Below are 18,232 nucleotides of genomic sequence, written 5' to 3'. Positions count from 1 at the left end.
CCTACTGCCGGCGCGCCCCCAGGTCCTCCGCAGCGGCGACCACCGCGTCGATGAGCGCGCGGTCCTGGGCCAGATCCGGCGCCACGAAGCCGACGACGCGGGATGCGGCCTCGGGGAGCTCACCGGCGGCCAGGGAGAGCACCACGTCCGCCTGGGCGTCCTTCACCGGGGCGCCCAGGCCACGCAGGTGCAGCAGCCACGCGGCGACGGCCTTCACCGCGGCCACCGGCATCTCACCGCGGCCGCGCCAGGCGCGCAGCGTCGGGGCGATCCGCACCGGCAGCTTCAGCGAACCGTCGGAGGCGATCTGCGCCAGCAGATGCCGGATGTTGGGGTTCTGGTAGCGCTCGACGAGGGCCCGGGCGTAGTCCTCCCACGGCACCTGGAGGCCGGGGCCGGCTTCGTTCCACCACGTCAGCACCCATTCGCGCAGGACGGGGTGTGCGATGCCCTCGGCGACGGTCTCGACGCCCAGGATGGGGCCCGCGTACGCCAGCAGCGAGTGCGAACCGTTCAGCATCCACAGCTTGCGCTGCTCGTAGGGTTCCACGTCGGTCACGAGCTGCGCGCCGGCCGACTCCCAGTCGGGGCGGCCCGCGGGGAACTCGCCCGAGATGACCCATTCGGAGAACGGCTCGGTGGGCACGGGGGAGGCGTCGGAGTAGCCCTGCGTCTCCGCCACGAGCCGCACCTCGGCCTCCGTGGTAGCCGGCGTGATGCGGTCCACCATGCAGGTGGCCCATGCCACGTTCTCGTCCATCCACCCCACGAGGGTGGGGTCCACCTGCTGGGCGGCGTCCCGCACGACCTGCCCGAAGGCGGTGCCGTTGTCCGGGATGTTGTCGCACGGCAGCACGGTGAGCGCGCCCGAGCCGGCGGCGCGGCGGCCCAGCAGACCGGCCAGGATGCGCGCCGGGGGAGTGGAGATGGCCAGATCCGCGATGGAGTCGACGGTCACCCGGCTCTCCTCCACCAGCGTCTTCAGCGCTGCGAGGTCGGAGGCCACCGCCTCATCGGCGACATCGAGGGCCCCGGACGGGAGCCGGTAGTAGCCGGCCTCGGTCACCGTCGAGGTCACGACGGCGAGTGCGGGGGAGGCGAAGTAGTCCATCAGCGCCCGGAACTCCGACGCCGGGTGCACGGCCACGACCGACGAGATGACCTCGAAGTGGTCGCCGTCTGCGCCCTGGGTGATGAGCGTGTAGAGCCCGTCCTGCGGGGTGAGCAGGTCCGACATCGTGGGCCGACGCCCGGTGAAGGCCGCGATCCCCCATTCGGCCGCGTCCGAGGCGTGTTCGGTGTACCAGGCCTGGTGGGCGCGGGTGAAGTTGCCGAGGCCGAGGTGGACCATGCGGACGGGGGCGGCGGGGCGGCCGAAATCGGCGCGGGTGAGCGTGGTCACAGCTTGAACACCTTCTTGGGCTGGGTCGAGGTGAGGTCGACGATGGTTTCGAGGGCCTCGTCCATCGCCAGCCGGTGTTCGGCGACGAGGCTGGCGAGGAAGGCGGAGTCGACGCGGCGCGAGACGTCGTGCCGGGCGGGGATGGAGCAGAACGCGCGGGTGTCGTCGATGAAGCCGGAGGTCTTGGCGAAGCCGGCGTAGCCGGTGACGGAGCGGCGGAACCGCATGATGGCGTCGGCCTCGTCGATGAACCACCAGGGGGCGCCGACGAACAGGCCGCGGTACCAGCCGGCCAGCGGCGCGAGTTCGCGCGAGAACGCGGTCTCGTCCATGGTGAAGACCACCAGATGGAAGCCCTCGGCATTGCCGTAGGCATCGAGCATGGGCTGCAGCGCACGGGTGAATTCGACGGCGTGCGGGACATCCCCGCCGACGTCGGCTCCGAAGCGCTCGAAGGTCGCCGAGTCGTGGTTGCGGTGGACGGCCGGGTGCAGCGTCATGACGAGCCCGTCGTCGACGGCGAGCCTGGCCTGGTCGTTGATCATGTGGCGCCGCAGGGCGTCACCATCGGGCGGGGTGATCGTCCCGGCCAGCGCCTCGCGGAAAAGCCGCTCGGCCTCGGCGTCAGAGAGGCGCTGGGTGCCGGCGTCGGCGTGCGAGTGGTCGGTGGAGACCGCCCCGTTGTCCTTGAAGAACTGGCGGCGCACCCGCATGGCCTCGACGTGGGCGGCGTACCCGTCGATCTCCACGTCGGTCACGGCCGCCAGGTTCTGCGTCAGCGTGCGCCAGGTGGGGCGGGCCGGCTCGAGGTAGTGGTCCGGCCGGAAGGTCGGCACGACGCGGCCGTCCCACGTGGGGTCAGCCGCCAGGCGCTGGTGCGCGTCGAGCGGGCTGCAGGGGTCGTCGGTGGTGGCCATGGCCTCGATGTTGAACCGCTTGTACAGCGCGCGCGGACGGTACTCGTCGCGCGTGAGGCAGCCGGCGATCTGGTCGTAGATCTGATCCGCGGTCTCTGCGGAGGGCCGCACCTTGACGTCGAACACGTCGTGGAACTCGGACTCGAACCAGAACTGCACCGGGGTGCCGCGCAGCACCTTCCAGTTCTCGCACAGCTTCCGGAAGGCGCCACGCGACTGCTCCTCGCTCAGCTCGGTGCCGACGGGGACGCCCAGGTCCGCGAGGTCAACGCCGCCGGCGGCATGCAGCATCCGGTTGGTGTAGTGGTCTGGCGTCAGCAGCAGCGACGTCGGGTCCGAGAACGGCTCGTCGTCGGCCAGCCATTCGGCGGGCACGTGCCCGTGGGGGGAGACGATCGGGGCATCGGCGACGGTTCGGTACAGCTCGCGCGCGATGTCGCGGGTGCCCGGGTCCGCCGGGAGGAGCCGGTCGGCGTGCGGGGCGAGGGGGGTGGGGGACATGGGTTTTACTTACCTTTCGGCGGTGAATACAGGGGGATGGGGCGGCGCGATGCCGGTGGAGTCGCGCGCGATGAGATCCATCGGCACCACGATGGTGTCGATGGTGGGCGCGTTGCGGTGCTTGAGTTGGCTGAGCAGCGCGCGGGCGGCGCGGGCGCCGATCAGGCTGGGCTGCGGCGATACCGTGGTCAGGGTGGGGGTGGTGAGCACCGAGGAGATGGAGTTGTCGATGCCGACCACGGAGACGTCTTGCGGCAGGCTCAGCCCGTAGCTCTGTGCGGCCTTCATGAAGCCGATGGCCATGATGTCGTTGAAGGCGATGACGGCGGTGGTGGGGTGCTCGCGCCACACCTTGGCCGCGTCCACGCCGCCCTGGATCGACGGCGTGCACGGGCCCACGCGGCGCAACTGGAGGCTGAGTTCGTGGCAGGCCTCCGTCGCTGCGCGCCAGCGCACGCCGTTGGCCCACGAGGCCTCAGGGCCCGCCAGGTACGTGATGCGGGTGTGCCCCAGCCCGGCCAGGTGCTCCACCGCGCGCCGGATCCCGCGGCCGGAATCCGGTACCACCGACGGCAGGCCGGCGATGATCCGGTTGGTGGCCACCACCGGGATCCGCTTCACGATCTGGGTGATCGCCGAATCCGTGAGGCGGGAGGCCGACAACACCAGGCCGTCGAGCAGCGGCAGCACCGCCTGGATGGCCTGGTATTCGGTGTGCCCGTCCTCCTGGGAGTCCATCAGCAGCACCGTGTATCCGGCCTGCGCCGCCTCCTGCTGGAAGCCCCGCATGATGTGGGCGTAGACGGGGTTGGTGACGTCCGCCACCACCAGGCCGAGGGCCTTCTTCGCGACGCCCTGCTCCGGGTGCTGCACCGGTTTGGTGCGGTAGCCCAGCTTCGTGGCTGCGGCGTGGATCTGTTCGCTGGTCTCGGCGTTGACGCGGCCGGGCCTGGAGAACGCTCGCGACACCGTCGACGGCGACACCCCGGCCTCGAGCGCCACGTCGTAGATCGTGACCTGCTTGCGGCGCTTCTTCGGCTCACTCATGGTCGTCCTCCGGCCAGGGGGCTCCGGGGTGCAGGCCCTGCGCCCAGGCGACTGCGTGGGCCCGCCCGAGCGCCACCCGCTCGGCGACCCCGAGGGCCTCAGCCAGCGCCTGCACGTCGACGAACTCGGCGGTGGCCTGCTGGATGGGGCTGCCCTCCCCGTCGCCGGAGAGCTTGATCCGCACTTGGTGGCCGTCGATGTCGACCGGTCGCCACGTCCGCTGCAGCACCCGGCGGTGCGACGGGTGGGCGATGCGCACCCCGATGGTCGATGTGTGCGTGACAAGGGCCTCGACGACGGCGCTGGTGTCGGCCTTCGACGCCAACGCGGTCACGGTGTGGGCCGGGCGGCCCTTCTTCATGATGATGGGAATGAGCCAGGCGTCGACGGCGCCGGCGTCGAGCAGGCGGTCGAGGACCGCGGGCCAGAGCCGCGGGTCTAGGTCGTCGACGTTGGCGGCGATCTCCCGCACCTCGAACGGGGTCTCGTCCCGTGGCGCGGTGCCGAGCAGCACGCGCACCACACCGGGGCGGTCCTTGCGGACGCGGGTGCCGGCGCCGGTGCCCACGCCGTCGAGGGTCATGGTGGGCAGGGCCTCCACCTGGCTGCAGAGGGCGCGGATCAGCGCCATGCCGGTGGGGGTGGTCAGTTCGCCGGCCTCTGGCGGGCCGCCGGCCTCGACCTGCCAGCCCCGGGCGAGTGCCACGACGGCGGGCGGCGGCACGGTGAGCAGCCCGTGCTGCGTGCGGACCGTGCCGGTGCCCACCGCGACGACGGAGCTGGAGGCGTCCTTCACGCCGAGGGTGCGGACGGCTTCGGCGACGCCCACGATGTCGCCGATGGAGTCGAGCGCGCCCACCTCGTGGAAGTGGACCTCCTCGACGGTGGTGCCGTGCACGGCGGCCTCGGCCTCGGCCAGGGGGCGGAACGCGGCGAGGGCGAGGCTGCGGGTGACGGCCGGGATGCCGTCGGCGGAGAGCAGGCGCTCGATGTCGCTCAGGTGGCGGGCCGGCGGGTCGGGCTCGTCGGCGATGACGTCGACCTTCAGCGCGTCGAACGGGCCGCGGCGCACCCGCCGGGTCTGCAGGTGCAGCTTCCCTGGGGCGACGAGATCGAGGACCGCGGCGACCGAGCCGGCGTCGGCCCCGGCGTCGATGAGGGCGGCGAGCAACATGTCGCCGGCAGCGCCCTGGGACGCGTCGATCCACAGGCGACGGGTGCGCTCCGGTGACGGGGCCACCTGCGTCGGCCGCACCCTCGTGCCGGAGGGGACGGAGTCGCCGTCTGCGGTGGTCACGTGGGGATGGTGATGGTGGTGGGAGTGGCTCCCACCAGTGGGGATGTCATGCATGATGCCTCCCGGGCGCCGCGATCTGGGCAGCCAAGTGGCCCGCCCCGTAGCCGTTGTCGATGTTGACGACGCCCACGCCGGGGGCGCAGGAGTTCAACATGCTCAACAGCGCCGCGACCCCCTCGAACGCGGCCCCGTAGCCCACCGAGGTCGGCACCGCGACGACGGGGCAGGCCACCAGACCGGCCACGACGGGCACCAGGGCGGCGTCCATCCCCGCGGCGAGCACGATGACGTCCGCCTCGCGCAGTTCGTCGAGACGGGCGATGACTCTGGTCAGGCCCGCCACGCCGACGTCGACCACTTCGGTGACCTCGCGCCCGAGGTAGCGGGCGGTCAGCGCCGCCTCACGGGCGACGGGCAGGTCCGAGGTGCCGGCGCAGACGACGACGACGCGGCCGCCGCTGGGCGCCGGGGGTTCGCCCGGCCAGGCGGCGAGGGAGGCGGTGTCGTCGATGAAGACGCCGGGCAGTTCGTCGCGGATGGCGGTGAGCTGCTCAGGTGTGGCGCGGGTGAACAGGACAGTGCCCAGTTCCTGGTCGGTCTGCTCCGACTTCTGCCGCCACGCGCGGGCGATGGCGTGCACCTGGGCCAGTGTCTTGCCCATGCAGAACACGGCCTCCGGGTAGCCGCGGCGGCGGTAGCGGTCGAAGTCGAGGGTGGCGATGTCCATCACAGGGCCTCCGGGCGGCGGTTGAGCAGGGTGAGGGTGAAGTTCCCGGACTGGATGCCGCCCAGGTCGAGCGTGGCGTGCTGGAAACCCGCCGCCTTGACGCGGCTCAAGAGTTCCTGGCGCACGGCGGTGTCGGCGATGAGGTGGAACTCGTCCGCGGGCACCTCGATGCGGGCGATGCTGCCGTGGTGACGCACCCGGCAGTCGGAGAATCCGGCGGCGAGCACGGCGTCCTCCGCCAGGTCGATGGCCGTCAGCTTCTCGGCGCTGACCGGTTCCCCGTGCGGGATCCGGCTGGCGAGGCAGGGCGCCGCGGGTTTCAGGGCGCTGGCCAGACCGAGTTCGACGGCGACCGCGCGGACGTCGGCCTTGCTGGCGCCGGCGTCGGCGAGGGGATGGAGGACGCGGTGCTCGGCGGCAGCCCGGCTGCCGGGACGGTCCGGCCTGGAGGCGTCGTCGGCGTTCTCGCCGTAGGCGATGGCCGTCAGCTGCAGTTCGGCGGCCACGCGGGTGTCGAGCACCGTGAACAACTCGTCCTTGCAGTGGTAGCAGCGGTCCACCGGGTTGGCTGCGTAGTCGGCGTTGGCGAGCTCGTTGGTGGCGACCTCCACCAGGGGCAGCCCGAGCTGCTCCGCCTGGCGGTGGGCGAGCCGTCGCTCCCGCTTGGCCAACGACGGCGACACGCCCAGCAGCAGCACCGTGTTCGCCTCGCCGACGGCGCGGGCGGTGAGGGCCGCCAGCACGGTGGAGTCGACTCCTCCCGAGTAGGCGACGCCGACGCGAATGCGGTTCGCGCCGGGCTCGGCCAGCGAGGCGGCCACACCGTCGGCGACCCGTTGGAGACTGCGCGGCAACGGCGCGTGGAGGTCGATGGGCTGCATGGCGGCGCTCAGTTGCCCTGCTCGGAGCGCAGCTGGTGCCAGCGCTTGCGCACGTCGTAGGCGGCCGACTTGGGCAGCCGGTCGCGGGTGAACATGCCCTTCTTGTTGCCACCCACGCGCATGATGCCGGGGGTGGTCTGGAAGTCGGCGAAGTTCCACATCTGCTCGCCGACCACCTCGGGGTAGTCGTCGAACACCCGGTGGAACATGGCGAGCATGTCCACCTGGTACTCCTCGGACCAGGGGCGGCGGTGGAAGTCGCGCAACCCGTTGAGGGTGTCCGGGCCGTATTCGGTGAACAGGATGGGCTTGCCGGGGGCGAGGGTGAGCCACCCGTCGAGTTCTTCACGGAGGTGCTTCTCCGCGAGTTCGAGGTTGCCGTTGTCCCAGTACCAGCCGTAGTACCGGTTGAGCATGACGACGTCGTAGAGGTCTGCCACCTTCTCCTTGTCCGGCGTGGACAGCTGCACGTTGACGTAGCCGACGGGGCGGCTGGGGTCCGCGTCGCGCGTGGCGGCTACGAGCGGCTCGAAGTAGGCGCGGCTCGCGTCCGACCAGGTTTCGGGCTCGTTGGCGATCGACCACAGCACGACGCTGGGGTGGTTCTTGTCGCGCGCGATGAGCTCGCGGATGTGCGCCTCGTGGACGCGCCGGGTCTCGTCGTTGATGGTCTCGGGGGAGAACGTGGAGCGTGGCTTGCCGTCGCCGAAGATGCCGCCCGAGAGGCCCTGGTTCATGCCGACGGCGGCGGTCTCGTCGATGACGACGAAGCCCATCCGGTCGGCGTGGTCCATGACCTCCTCGGCGTACGGGTAGTGCGAGGTGCGGAAGGAGTTGGCGCCCTGCCAGGCCATGAGTTCGAAGTCGTGCACCATGAGCGCGTCGTCGTGGCCCTTGCCGCGCACCAGGTTGTCCTCGTGCCGGCCGTAGCCGCGGAAGTAGAAGGGCCGGCCGTTGATGAGGAACTGCGAGTCCTTCACCTCGACGGTGCGGATGCCGAACGGCTGGGGGTAGACGTCCTCGCCGGCGGTGACCTCCAGCGTGTAGAGGTAGCCGCGGCCGGGTTCCCAGAGCTCGGCGTCCTCGACGCGGACCCGGCCGGCGGCCCCCGCTGCGCTGCCGACCTCCACGCCAGCGGCGTCCAGGACGCGCACCGACACCTGGGTGGCCGCCGCTTCCGCCGGTCCCTGAGTTGCATCCGCGACCTCGACGGCGTAGTCCACGACGCCGGCCCTGCCGTCGATCCCCGTGGTGATGGTCACGTCGGTCACCGCCGGTTGGGGGCGCGTGTAGAGCAACACGCTGCGGTGCAGGCCGGCGTAGTTGTAGAAGTCGTGGAAGTAGTACTGGGTGGCGTTGCCCAGCTCGTCCACGGACACGAAGCCCGGCGGGATGCTCTGCCAGCTGAGGCGGTTGTCGACGGCGACGGTGAGCCGGAACTGTCGCCCGGCGAGATCCGTGACGTCGGCCTCGAACGGCAGGTAGCCGCCCACGTGGGAGGCCACCTCGTCATCGTTGACCCAGACGCGGGCCTCGTGCGAGGCCGAGCCGAAGCGGAGGAACAACCGTTCGCCGTCCGCGAGGCGGGGCACCGTGACGGTGCGCTGGTACCAGACCCAGCCGACGTGGTCGCGGACCGCGGATTCGGTGGTGATGTCGTTGTACGACGCCGGCACCGGCATGGGGCGCGGCTGCTCCAGGGGCCCGGCGAACCAGCGCTGCTCGATGCCGCTGTTCTGCGTGTCGACCGAGAAGTCCCACACACCGTCGAGCGACGTGATGGTGCGGGAGAGGGAGGTACGGGCGCCCAACATGTGAGCTCCTTTGCTTGAGGGTCCGGGTCAGTGCCTCAATTCAACCCGCGGCAACTTTGCCTTCCCCCAGATTGCCATAAGTTGCAGTGGCCCGGTATGGCTCGGCGCATCCGACCCATTGTTGAATTGTCACGTTGGCTGGGGTGCAACAGACGGCAACTTTGAGGTGCCCAGCGGCTCGAATGAGACATTTACTTCATCAACCTATGGGAGCAGATCGGTGCGGTACCGAACTGCACTGGCCTCGGCAGCACGGGTGCTGCCTCGTCGAAGGAGACGGAAACAAATGTCCATCAGCACTCAGAGCCGGACGGTTCGCCCCTTCGGGTGGCGCGACAAGATCGGCTACCTCTTCGGTGACTTCGGCAACGACTTCACCTTCATGCTCCAAATGATGTTCTTCATGGTGTTCTACACCGACGTGATGGGCATCAACCCGGCCCATGTTGGTCTGCTGTTCCTGCTGGCCCGCCTCCTCGACGCCTTCACCGATGTGGGCATGGGGCGCCTCGTCGACGTGCTGAAGCCCTCGTCGAGCGGCCGCTTCAAGCCGTGGATCCTCCGCATCGCCATCCCTGTCGCCCTGGCCGGCGCGATGATGTTCATGCCGTTCGCCGTCGACGCAAGTTACGCGATGCGCGTGCTCTACATGATCGTCACCTACATCGTGTGGGGTTCGGTCTTCTACACGATGATCAACATCCCCTACGGCTCGATGGCCGCGGTCATCTCCAACAAGCCCGAGCACCGCGCGTCGCTGTCGGTGTTCCGCTCCGTGGGCGCCCAGCTCGCCTTCCTGCTGATCTCCGCCGTGCTCCCCCAGGTGGTGTTCGTGGAGAATGCCAACGGCGTCGACCAGCTCGACCCCACCCGGATGGCGCTGGCCGCCGTCGCCTGTGCCATCGCCGCAGTCGCCTGTTACGCATTGTGCTACTTCAACGTCGAGGAGCGCGTCCAGTCCATCCTCAAGCCCAAGGACCAGCAGGCCTCGTTCGGTCAGATGCTCGGCACCCTCACGAAGAACCGCCCCCTGATCGCGCTGGTCGTCGGCGCCATCGTCTTCCTCATCGGCAACCAGATCGCCTCCACCACCACCGCGTACCTGTGGAAGGACTACTTCAACAACGGCGGCATGATGTCGACCGCGCAGATCGTCGCCATCGCCCCTGTCTTCATCATCGCGCTGGTCGCCACCCGCCTGGCCATGAAGTTCGGCAAGAAGGAGATGATCGGCACCATGCTCGCCGTCTCCGGGCTGCTCTCCATCGTCATGTGGATCATGAAGATCTCGAACCCGTGGCTGTTCATCGCACTGTTCTTCGTCCTCTCCATCGGCGTGGCGATGTACAACACCCTCGTCTGGGCGGTCATCACCGACGTCCTCGACTACCAGGAGATCCAGACCGGCGAGCGTGACGACGGCACCGTGTACGCCATCTACAGCTGGAGCCGCAAGCTGGGTCAGGCCGCCGCCGGCTACGTCGTCGGCTGGGCCGTGGGTTCCGTCGGCTACAGCTCCGAGGCCGCGCAGGCAGGGGTCCAGCAGTCGTTGGAGACCAAGAACGGCATCTACCTGCTGTTCCTCCTGGTGCCGGGCATCCTGTACCTGATCACCTCCGCCATCATGCTCTTCTGGTACCCGCTCGGCCGCAGGCAGGTCATGGACAACTTCCAGACGCTGCAGGCCCGCGCCGCCGCTGTGGAGCCCGATTCGGCTCAGTCGGTCGACCCGGCCGCCGCCGACGTCATCCCGGCCGCCAGCGGTGTGACCCACGGCGAGACCGGCGCCCGCCGCGACAACATCGCCAACGATCCGCGCGAGTGACCTCTGTTCCCTCGGCACGGCCCCCGCACTCCTGGTGCGGGGGCCGTTTTGTTGCCGTCCGGGTGTCGAACTCGACACAACGCTTCCGGAGCCCGCGTCGTGACGATTCTGGAACCGTCCGGGGTGCCACATCTGTCACTACGACGGGGGGTCGAGGTGACGTGTCGGTCATGTGACCGTCGGTCACCGGGAGGGCACGCAGCGGGCGCAGCGGGAGGGGAGGTCTGGCCAGCCGCCTTTCCAGAGCAGCGAGGCGACCTGTCCGGCCGCGCGGCAACTTTCGTACATGACGCCGTTCCAGCCGAAGCGCAACGTCCGGCCGTCGTGGTGGACGGCGTTGTCGTTGTCGCGCAGCATGTCTTGCGAGCCGTCCGCATGGTCGCGCATCCCGTCGAGCTCGATGATGAGGTTGTACTCGCGGTAGTAGGCGTCCGCCCGGCCCGCCATGCGTTGCACCTGCCGCTCCGGGATGGGCAGCCCGTGGGGTAGGAGCACCTCGGTGTGGAACCGCCACTCGAGCGCACTCTCGATTCCGCGGCCCGCCTGGCCGCACAGTTCGCGCAGGACAGCCCGGTGCCTGACCCCGGGGGTCGCCTCCAGTTGCTTGAGGACCCGCTCGGGGGTCGTCAGCCCTTTCGCCAGTGCCCGCGCGACTGCCGAGACGGCGTCGTTCTCCGTCGTCTCGTCCGCGATGTCCAGGAGCGTCACCTCGACGCTGGTCCGACGGAGGCTGAGCACACCGTGCCGGGTGGCGCGGCGGAACCTGATCTGCCATCGGTCGAGATCAAAGTCGGCCCGGGCCTTGGGCGCCCAGACGGTGACCTTCGACGGGGCGTCGCGCACCGCGTCGTGCAGGTGGCCCGAGGCGAGCCCGCCCACCACGGCCTCGCTTCCGCCGCGCAGCAGCCCCGCCCACGCTGCGGCTGCGAACGACGGTGGGCCAAGGAGGTGGAGACCGGGCGCAACCGGGGTCCACTCCTGCGCCATGCGGGCGATGATGCGTCGGCTCAGCCCGCCGTCGAGTAGTTGCCGGGTACTGACCACCTGGGCCTGCTCGCGGATCTGCTTGAGGAGCGAGTCTGGGATGTTCTTGCGCGCATACACGGGTCCAGCCTGGAACGGGAGCCGAGGGCGGGGAAGGGGCCGGGGCCAACGGACAACACCCGACTGGAAACGGACAACACCTGGTGGGCGTCGGACAACACCTCGAGCGTTGATTGGCCGTCCAGTGGGGCGTCCAACGCGTGGTGGCGGCCTGGGCTGGTCTGGTGGCACCCGTTGACCGGCTGCGGGTCGTCCGTGGCCGCGGTGGACGGCAGCAATGCGCGGACGACGCGGTGGCGGCGGCCGGTAGGGCGCCTGGGGGTTCGCGGTGCTGATGGGACGGTGGCAGAAGTCGCAAGACGGCTCGACCCGCCGTCGGAGTGTCGGTTCCAGCACCGACGTCGGTGCGAGATTTCGCACTACGCGGCGCGCCTGCGCAGTACTGCGAGATCTGGCACCGTGCTCGTTCGCCAAGGACGGCCAAGCTGGCCGGGCGGGCGTGGTTGGCGCCGACCTGCCGTGTTGGCTGCCTTGCTCAGCGTCACCATCCTCGGCCTCGGCTTCCAGCGGGTGAGCGACGACGGCCCCAGCTGGTCGGGTGTCACCCGTTGACCGGCTGCGGGTCGTCCGTGGCCGCGGTGGATGGCAGCAATGCGCGGACGACGCGGTGGTGGCGGCCGGTAGGGCGCCTGGGGGTTGACGGTGATGTACGGACGGGGGCAAAAGTCGCAAGACGGCTCGGCCCGCCGTCGGAGTGTCGGTTCTGGCACCGACTTCGGTGCGAGGTCTCGCACTACGCGACGTGTCCGGGTCGTAGTGCGGGATCTGGCACCGCGTCTTCGCGGCCCAGATCTCCCACCTCAGACGGGGAGCCTGCCCCTCTGGTCCTCAGTCCGGTGCAGCAGTTCGCCGGCGTTCGGCACCACGAGCGTGTCCGGGTCTGCCGACATCGCCTCCAGGTCCACGTCGGCCGGGTCCAGGTAGGTCAGCGAGATCTTCTCCACCACCTCGCGCGGGATGCCCGTGGCCAACGTCACGGTCACGCGGTTGGTCTCGACCCCGGTGGCCGGGTCGTAGTCGCCCAGGCCGCGCAGGTGCGTCGAGTGCGCCAGTTCGCCCCACGGGTGGTCCTTGAACCGCTCCCACTGCCCGACGAAGTACTGCCGGTTGTGGTAGCCGATCTCCTCGATGCCCGGGTGCATCACGGACACGTCCTTGATGTGCGGTGCGTAGATGATCAACTCGCCGCCGTCGGCGACGACGGGCTCCATCTTGTAGAAGCCCTTCGCGCCCGTCCACATGTCCTCGTACATCTGCGGGATCACGGAGACCACGCGCTTGTACGCCTTCGGCACGTACTTCACGTGCACCTGGCTGGACACCTCGGCGCAGGCCTCCCAGGAGGAGCGGGTGTCGCCGAAGGCCATGAACTGCAGGTCGTCTGAGCCGGGCTTGACGATCATGCCGAGCAGCAGCTTCGTCGACGGGACGAGCGCGGCCGCCGCGTCGATCATCTGCCGCACGGGGGTGATGCCGACGGAGCCGATCATCTCAAAGCTGGTGATCAACGCCCCCACCCAGTGGGACATGTCGATCACGTCGTGGCCGGAGAGTCCGGGGAAGAAGTACTTGTTGCCGCCGGAGATGCCCACCACCTCGTGGGGGAGGACGGGGCCGAGCACCAGCGAGATGTCGGTGTCGACGACCATCTTGTTGACCAGCACCGTCATGTCGCGGTCCGTCAGGCGGCCGTCGGTCAGCTCGCCGATGCGGGCGGCGGGGATGGTGCCGAGGTGGGCGAAGGTGTCGTGGTTGCGCCAGTCGTGGTTGTGGATCTCCCAACCGGGGTAGGTCTCCTCGAACCGTCCGGGCGCTGAGCCCATGAGCCGGCCGATGGCCTCGTCGCCCATGTAGTCGTGGGTGCCCAGCGCGATGACCACGCGGACGTCCTTCGGGCGCTGGCCGAGGGCCTCGTGGATGACCTTGGCCACCATGTCGACGGGGGCGTGGCGCGTGCCGTCCGGCACGACGAGGGTGACGCGCTTGCCGTCGAAGTCGTAGCGACGCAGCTCGTCGAGGACGAACGTGCGGATCTGCTCCTCGGTGAGGACCTGGTCTGGGCCTCCGACGGTTGCAGCGTCGGGCACTCCGGGATACAGCTTCGTCATGAGACCACCCTACGTCCGGCCGGCCGTCCCGCACCTGGGGTGCGGGACGGCTCAGCGGCTTCATTCATCGCTGGACACGCGCGTTGCCCTCCCAGATGGACCAGACCTGCGCCTCATCCATGGGGGAGCCGTAGTCGTTGAGGGACGTGGCAGCGAGGGCCCCCGTCGCCCAGCCGAACTGCATGCACTTCTCCGCGGGCCAACCGCGCAGCAGGCCGTGGAGGACGCCGCCGATAGAGCCGTCGCCGCCGCCGATGCGGTCGAGCACGTCGATGTCGCGCAGGTGGGCGACGTGGAACTCACCCTCGCCCCAGAGCACCATGCCCCAGCGGTGGTGGTTGGCGGAGATGACCTCGCGCAGCGACGTGCCGATGAACGAGGCTCGGGGGTACCGCTCGGAGACGCGGGCGATCATGGCCTTGAAGCTGCCGATCTCGTCGGCGATGTCCTCCCCGCCTGCCTCCGGGCCGGGGATGCCCAGGCACAGCTGGAAGTCCTCCTCATTGCCGTAGAGGATGTCGCAGAGCTGGGCGATCTCGTGGAAGGCTCTGTGCAGTTCGTCCTCGCGACCCTTCCAGAACGACGCCCGGAAGTTGAGGTCGAAGCTGATCGCCGTGCCGTGCTCGCGGGCCTTCTTGGCCAGCTCCACGCAGAACGTCGAGGTCTGGGGAGACAGCGCCGCCACCAGGCCGGACAGGTGCAGGATCTTCACGCCCTCGTCGCGGAACAGCTTGTCAAGGTCGTAATCGGCGACCTTCAGGTCCAGTCCCACCTCGCCGGCGCGGTCGTTCCAGACGCGCGGCGCGCGGCCGCCGAAACCGGCGTCGGCGATGTTGAACTGGTGGCGGTTGCCCCAGGCGTCTCCCTGCGGCACCTCCGGGCCCTCGTAGGCCATGCCGCGGGCGCGCAGATCTGCCTTGATGAATGCCGAGATGGGGGAGCCGTCGACGAACCGGGTGAGCACCTTGACGGGCAGCCCAAGGTGGGACGCCACAGAGGCGACGTTGGTCTCGGCGGAGGTGGCCTGCATCAGGTAGCGGCTCGAGGAGTGCACCGGCTGCCGGTTCTCCGGCGTGATCCGCACGCCCATGGAGGTCGGCACCACCAGTGCCCACTGCGCATCTTCACGTAGCTGCATGTCAGCTCACCACTTCCTGGCGTTCGTCGGTTGCCCACAGGGTGTGGAAGCTGCCCCCGTCGTCGACGCGCTTGTAGGTGTGGGCGCCGAAGTAGTCGCGCTGACCCTGGATGAGCGCGGCGGGCAGGCGGGGGCTACGCACCCCGTCGTAGTAGGAGAGCGACGAGGAGAAGACCGGGGCCGGCACGCCGTGCAGGGCCGAGAGGCTCACCACGCGGCGCCACGACGGGAGCGCGTCGACCACCTTGTCGTAGAAGTACTTGTCGGCGATGAGCAGCGGCAGATCCGGCTGGCCCTCGTAGGCGCGGGTGACCTCGCCGAGGAAGCGGGCCCGGATGATGCAGCCGGCGCGCCAGATGCGGGCCATGTCGCCGAGGCTGATGTCCCAGTCGTATTCGGCGGCGGCGGCCTGGATCAGGTTGAAGCCCTGGCTGTAGGCCACCAGCTTCGACGCGTACAGCGCCTGGCGGACGTCCTCGATGAAGGCGTCGCTGTCCTCGATGTACCAGCCGGCGGCCTCGGAGGCGAAGCGGTGTGCGCCCTCGCGCTGGACGGGCGACGACGACAACCCGCGGGCGAAGGTCGCCTCGCCGATGCCGGTGACGGGCACGCCCAGCGTCAGTGCGGTCTGGGTGGTCCAGGCGCCGGTGCCCTTCTGACCCGCCGCGTCGACGATGACGTCAACCAGCGGCGTGTCGGTGCGGGCGTCGACCTGGCGCAGCACCTCGACGGAGACCTCCATCAGGTAGGAATCGAGGTCGCCCTTGTTCCACTCCTCGAAGATGTCGGCGATCTCCGCGGGGCTGAGGCTGAGCGCGCGGCGGAGGAGGTCGTAGGCCTCGCCGATGACCTGCATGTCGGCGTACTCGATGCCGTTGTGGACCATCTTGACGAAGTGGCCGGCGCCGTCCGCCCCGACGTGGGTGCAGCAGGGTTCGCCGTCGACATGTGCGGAGATGGATTCCAGCATGGGGCCGAGGCGACGGTAGGACTCCTCCGAGCCGCCGGGCATGATCGACGGGCCGAGCAGCGCTCCCTCCTCGCCGCCGGAGACGCCGCAGCCGACGAAGTGCAGCCCGCGCTCGCGGAGCGCAGCCTCGCGGCGGCGGGTGTCGGAGAACAGCGCGTTTCCGCAGTCGACGATGATGTCGCCCTCGTCCATGCGGGAAGCCAGTTCCTCGATGACGGCGTCGGTGGCGGGGCCGGCCTGCACCATGATGATCGCGACGCGGGGTGACGTGAGGGAGGCCACGAAGTCGTCCATCGACTCGCCGGGGATGAACGTACCCTCGTCGCCGTGTTGGGCCATCACGGCCTCGGTCTTGGCGGCGGTGCGGTTGTGGATGGCGACCTTGTGGCCGTGGCGGGCGAGGTTGCGCGCCAGGTTGGATCCCATGACGCCCATGCCGGTGACGCCGATGTCAGCGCTGGACGGGGTGGGGGTGGCGAGTGCCATCGGGTTCTCCTTCTACGTTGTGTGGCTCCAGCATGTCGCGTGGTGGTGGTGGCGCCGGAGGTGTTGCAGTAAGTTGCCACAGCCCGGCTCCGTGGGGGATGGCGGGAGGCCTCGGGGGCCCGGGAGGGGAGCGGCGCTGACCCCGCCGTCGGTGGCAACAAATGGAAACTTGGCCGTCCCGAAAGACGACTCTGGTGGAGTTGACACCGTAACCCACGGCAACGGAGCGAGGACAGACTCATGGTGGATCTCACAGCGCAACCCTTCAATCTGGACGACGACGCGGTCGCCTGGGTCGAGAAGACCATCTCGGAGATGACCGACGAAGAGAAGATCGGGCAGCTGTTCGTCAACATGGGCGCCCAGCGCACCGAGGAGTACCTCACCGGGGTGCTGGACAACTACCACATCGGCGCGGTGCGCTATAACCCCGGCAAGGCCGAGGAGGTGTGGGAGCAGAACTACATCCTGCAGACCAAGTCCAAGCTGCCCATGCTGATCGCCGCCAACACCGAGGCCGGCGGCAACGGTGCCTGCACCGACGGCACCTACATCGGCTACGAAGCCAAGATCGGCAACACCCACGACGCCAGGTGGGCCTACGAGATGGGCCGCGTGTCCGGCATCGAGGCCGCCGCCATCGGCTGCAACTGGTCGTTCGCGCCCATCGTCGACGTCTACCGCAACTGGCGCAACCCCGTCGTGTCGCTGCGCTCGTTCGGCGGGGACGTCGACAAGGTCCTCGAGATGAGCCTCGCCTACATGAAGGGCATCCAGGAATCCGGCATCGCCCCCGCCGCGAAGCACTGGCCCGGCGACGGCATCGACGAGCGTGACCAGCACCTCTCGCACGCCCCCAACTGGCTGTCCACCGACGAGTGGGACGCCACCTTCGGCAAGCTGTACCAGGGCCTCTTCGACGCCGGCCTGCCGTCGATCATGACCGGCCACATCGCGCTCCCGTCGTACCAGAAGCACTTCAACCCCGACATGACCGACGAGGACATCCTGCCCGCCACCCTGTCGAAGGAGATCAACACCGACCTCCTCCGGGGCAAGCTGGGCTTCAACGGTGTCGTCGTCACCGACGCGTCCCACATGGTGGGCCTGACCGGCGCCATGAAGCGCTCCGACATCCTCCCCACGGCCATCGAGGCCGGCTGTGACCTCTTCCTCTTCTTCAATGACCCCGACGAGGACTTCGGCTGGATGATGGAGGGCTGGAAGTCCGGCAAGCTGTCCGACGAGCGACTCCACGACGCCCTGACCCGCATCCTCGGCCTCAAGGCCATGCTGGGCCTGCACAACCGCAAGCGCGAGGAGATCCTCCCTCCCAAGGAGGAGGCCATGGCGCGCATCGGCCTGCCCGAGTCGAAGAAGGTCGCCGAGCAGGTGGCCGACGCCGCCATCACGCTGGTCAAGAACAAGCAGCCCGGGAACCTGCCGATGTCACCGCAGAAGTACCCCCGCGTCCTCGTCGTGCCGATCGGCGCCGCGCCCAGCCCCTTCGCGATGCTCGCCGGTAACGGCGGCGGCCACCCGGCAGACCGGTTCGTCGAGAAGCTGCGTGAGCGTGGTTACCGGGCGGACCGCTACGAATCCCAGCTGGAGAAGGTCAAGGGCAAGGAGCCCGACGAGATCAAGAAGATCCTCGCCAACGCCTACGCCGGCAAGTCGCCGGTCTCGGACCTGACCGACAACTACGACATGGTCCTGTCCGTGGCCCACGTCTACGGCCTCGGCCAGCCGATCGAGCGCCCCTACTGGCCCGGTACGAAGGGCACGCTCGACATGCCCTGGTATGTCCACGAGCTGCCCACCATCCTCGTGTCGACGGCGTCGCCGAACCTGCTGGCCGACATGCCGCAGGTGAAGACCTACGTGGCCGGCTTCGACGACAAGGACTTCAACCTCGACATCATGCTCGACAAGCTGGAGGGCCGCTCCGAGTTCAAGGGCACCCCCGCCACCGAGATGTTCCCGTTCGCCGACACCCGAATCTGACGGAGATGTTC

Annotated in this window: 13 protein-coding genes; 2 read left to right on the top strand and 11 right to left on the bottom strand. The window is 69.3% G+C overall.

Going from position 1 to position 18,232, the window contains the following annotated elements; translation table 11 throughout:
• Position 1: 1 nt before the first annotated feature.
• The 7 genes from C3E87_RS07615 to uidA are packed head-to-tail and all read right to left on the bottom strand — an operon-like array spanning position 2 to position 8,586.
• Positions 2–1,402, bottom strand: coding sequence for a mannitol dehydrogenase family protein (locus C3E87_RS07615; RefSeq protein WP_076061244.1), 1,401 nt, complete (start codon positions 1,400–1,402; stop codon positions 2–4).
• On the bottom strand, positions 1,399–2,820 hold the full coding sequence (gene uxaC, locus C3E87_RS07610) for a glucuronate isomerase (protein ID WP_076061242.1): 1,422 nt from the start codon (positions 2,818–2,820) through the stop codon (positions 1,399–1,401). Before uxaC ends, C3E87_RS07615 begins: the two co-directional genes overlap by 4 nt.
• A gap of 9 nt (positions 2,821–2,829) precedes the next feature.
• Positions 2,830–3,867, bottom strand: a complete 1,038-nt coding sequence (locus C3E87_RS07605; RefSeq protein ID WP_076061240.1) for a LacI family DNA-binding transcriptional regulator — start codon at positions 3,865–3,867, stop codon at positions 2,830–2,832.
• Positions 3,860–5,164, bottom strand: a complete 1,305-nt coding sequence (gene larC, locus C3E87_RS07600; RefSeq protein WP_198928240.1) for a nickel pincer cofactor biosynthesis protein LarC — start codon at positions 5,162–5,164, stop codon at positions 3,860–3,862. The genes C3E87_RS07605 and larC overlap by 8 nt, the downstream gene beginning before the upstream one ends.
• Before the next feature lie 46 nt (positions 5,165–5,210).
• Positions 5,211–5,891, bottom strand: coding sequence for a nickel pincer cofactor biosynthesis protein LarB (larB, locus tag C3E87_RS07595; RefSeq protein ID WP_076061238.1), 681 nt, complete (start codon positions 5,889–5,891; stop codon positions 5,211–5,213).
• The gene (gene larE / locus C3E87_RS07590) at positions 5,891–6,772 is read right to left on the bottom strand and encodes an ATP-dependent sacrificial sulfur transferase LarE (protein ID WP_076061236.1); all 882 of its coding nucleotides are present in this window, start codon (positions 6,770–6,772) and stop codon (positions 5,891–5,893) included. Before larE ends, larB begins: the two co-directional genes overlap by 1 nt.
• An 8-nt stretch (positions 6,773–6,780) precedes the next feature.
• On the bottom strand, positions 6,781–8,586 hold the full coding sequence (gene uidA, locus C3E87_RS07585) for a beta-glucuronidase (protein ID WP_076061234.1): 1,806 nt from the start codon (positions 8,584–8,586) through the stop codon (positions 6,781–6,783).
• A 286-nt stretch (positions 8,587–8,872) separates the two neighbouring features.
• On the opposite strand from uidA, the gene C3E87_RS07580 reads away from it, so the two are divergent.
• Entirely contained in the window at positions 8,873–10,411 is a 1,539-nt protein-coding gene (locus C3E87_RS07580) for an MFS transporter (protein ID WP_076061232.1), read from the top strand.
• A gap of 183 nt (positions 10,412–10,594) precedes the next feature.
• On the opposite strand, the gene C3E87_RS07575 is transcribed toward C3E87_RS07580, so the two are convergent.
• The 4 genes from C3E87_RS07575 to gndA all read right to left on the bottom strand — a co-directional run bounded on the left by C3E87_RS07575 (position 10,595) and on the right by gndA (position 16,217).
• Positions 10,595–11,515: a hypothetical protein gene (locus C3E87_RS07575; protein ID WP_076061229.1), complete on the bottom strand. Its 921-nt coding sequence runs from the start codon at positions 11,513–11,515 to the stop codon at positions 10,595–10,597.
• Positions 11,516–12,315: 800 nt separating this feature from the next.
• On the bottom strand, positions 12,316–13,623 hold the full coding sequence (locus C3E87_RS07570) for a lactate racemase domain-containing protein (RefSeq protein ID WP_076061227.1): 1,308 nt from the start codon (positions 13,621–13,623) through the stop codon (positions 12,316–12,318).
• 64 nt (positions 13,624–13,687) lie between these two features.
• Positions 13,688–14,761: a PfkB family carbohydrate kinase gene (locus C3E87_RS07565; RefSeq protein ID WP_076061225.1), complete on the bottom strand. Its 1,074-nt coding sequence runs from the start codon at positions 14,759–14,761 to the stop codon at positions 13,688–13,690.
• Position 14,762: 1 nt separating this feature from the next.
• Positions 14,763–16,217: an NADP-dependent phosphogluconate dehydrogenase gene (gndA, locus tag C3E87_RS07560; RefSeq protein ID WP_076061222.1), complete on the bottom strand. Its 1,455-nt coding sequence runs from the start codon at positions 16,215–16,217 to the stop codon at positions 14,763–14,765.
• Between the two features lie 240 nt (positions 16,218–16,457).
• On the opposite strand from gndA, the gene C3E87_RS07555 reads away from it, so the two are divergent.
• Complete coding sequence (locus C3E87_RS07555) at positions 16,458–18,221, top strand: glycoside hydrolase family 3 protein (protein WP_076061220.1); 1,764 nt, start codon at positions 16,458–16,460, stop codon at positions 18,219–18,221.
• Positions 18,222–18,232 lie beyond the last annotated feature (11 nt).

Origin of the sequence: Tessaracoccus sp. ZS01 (assembly GCF_022342445.1) — a bacterium.
Taxonomy (GTDB): domain Bacteria; phylum Actinomycetota; class Actinomycetes; order Propionibacteriales; family Propionibacteriaceae; genus Arachnia.
The sequence above is the reverse complement of the archived record's forward strand: the minus strand, read 5'-3'. Positions and strand labels throughout refer to the sequence as shown.

Bases quoted from the DNA above. Each gene is read 5' to 3' on its own strand.
- larB (WP_076061238.1), bottom strand. From the start codon at position 5,891: ATGGACATCGCCACCCTCGACTTCGACCGCTACCGCCGCCGCGGCTAC.
- uidA (WP_076061234.1), bottom strand. From the start codon at position 8,586: ATGTTGGGCGCCCGTACCTCCCTCTCCCGCACCATCACGTCGCTCGAC.
- uxaC (WP_076061242.1), bottom strand. From the start codon at position 2,820: ATGTCCCCCACCCCCCTCGCCCCGCACGCCGACCGGCTCCTCCCGGCG.
- C3E87_RS07570 (WP_076061227.1), bottom strand. From the start codon at position 13,623: ATGACGAAGCTGTATCCCGGAGTGCCCGACGCTGCAACCGTCGGAGGC.
- C3E87_RS07565 (WP_076061225.1), bottom strand. From the start codon at position 14,761: ATGCAGCTACGTGAAGATGCGCAGTGGGCACTGGTGGTGCCGACCTCC.
- gndA (WP_076061222.1), bottom strand. From the start codon at position 16,217: ATGGCACTCGCCACCCCCACCCCGTCCAGCGCTGACATCGGCGTCACC.
- C3E87_RS07580 (WP_076061232.1), top strand. From the start codon at position 8,873: ATGTCCATCAGCACTCAGAGCCGGACGGTTCGCCCCTTCGGGTGGCGC.
- C3E87_RS07555 (WP_076061220.1), top strand. From the start codon at position 16,458: ATGGTGGATCTCACAGCGCAACCCTTCAATCTGGACGACGACGCGGTC.
- C3E87_RS07605 (WP_076061240.1), bottom strand. From the start codon at position 3,867: ATGAGTGAGCCGAAGAAGCGCCGCAAGCAGGTCACGATCTACGACGTG.
- larE (WP_076061236.1), bottom strand. From the start codon at position 6,772: ATGCAGCCCATCGACCTCCACGCGCCGTTGCCGCGCAGTCTCCAACGG.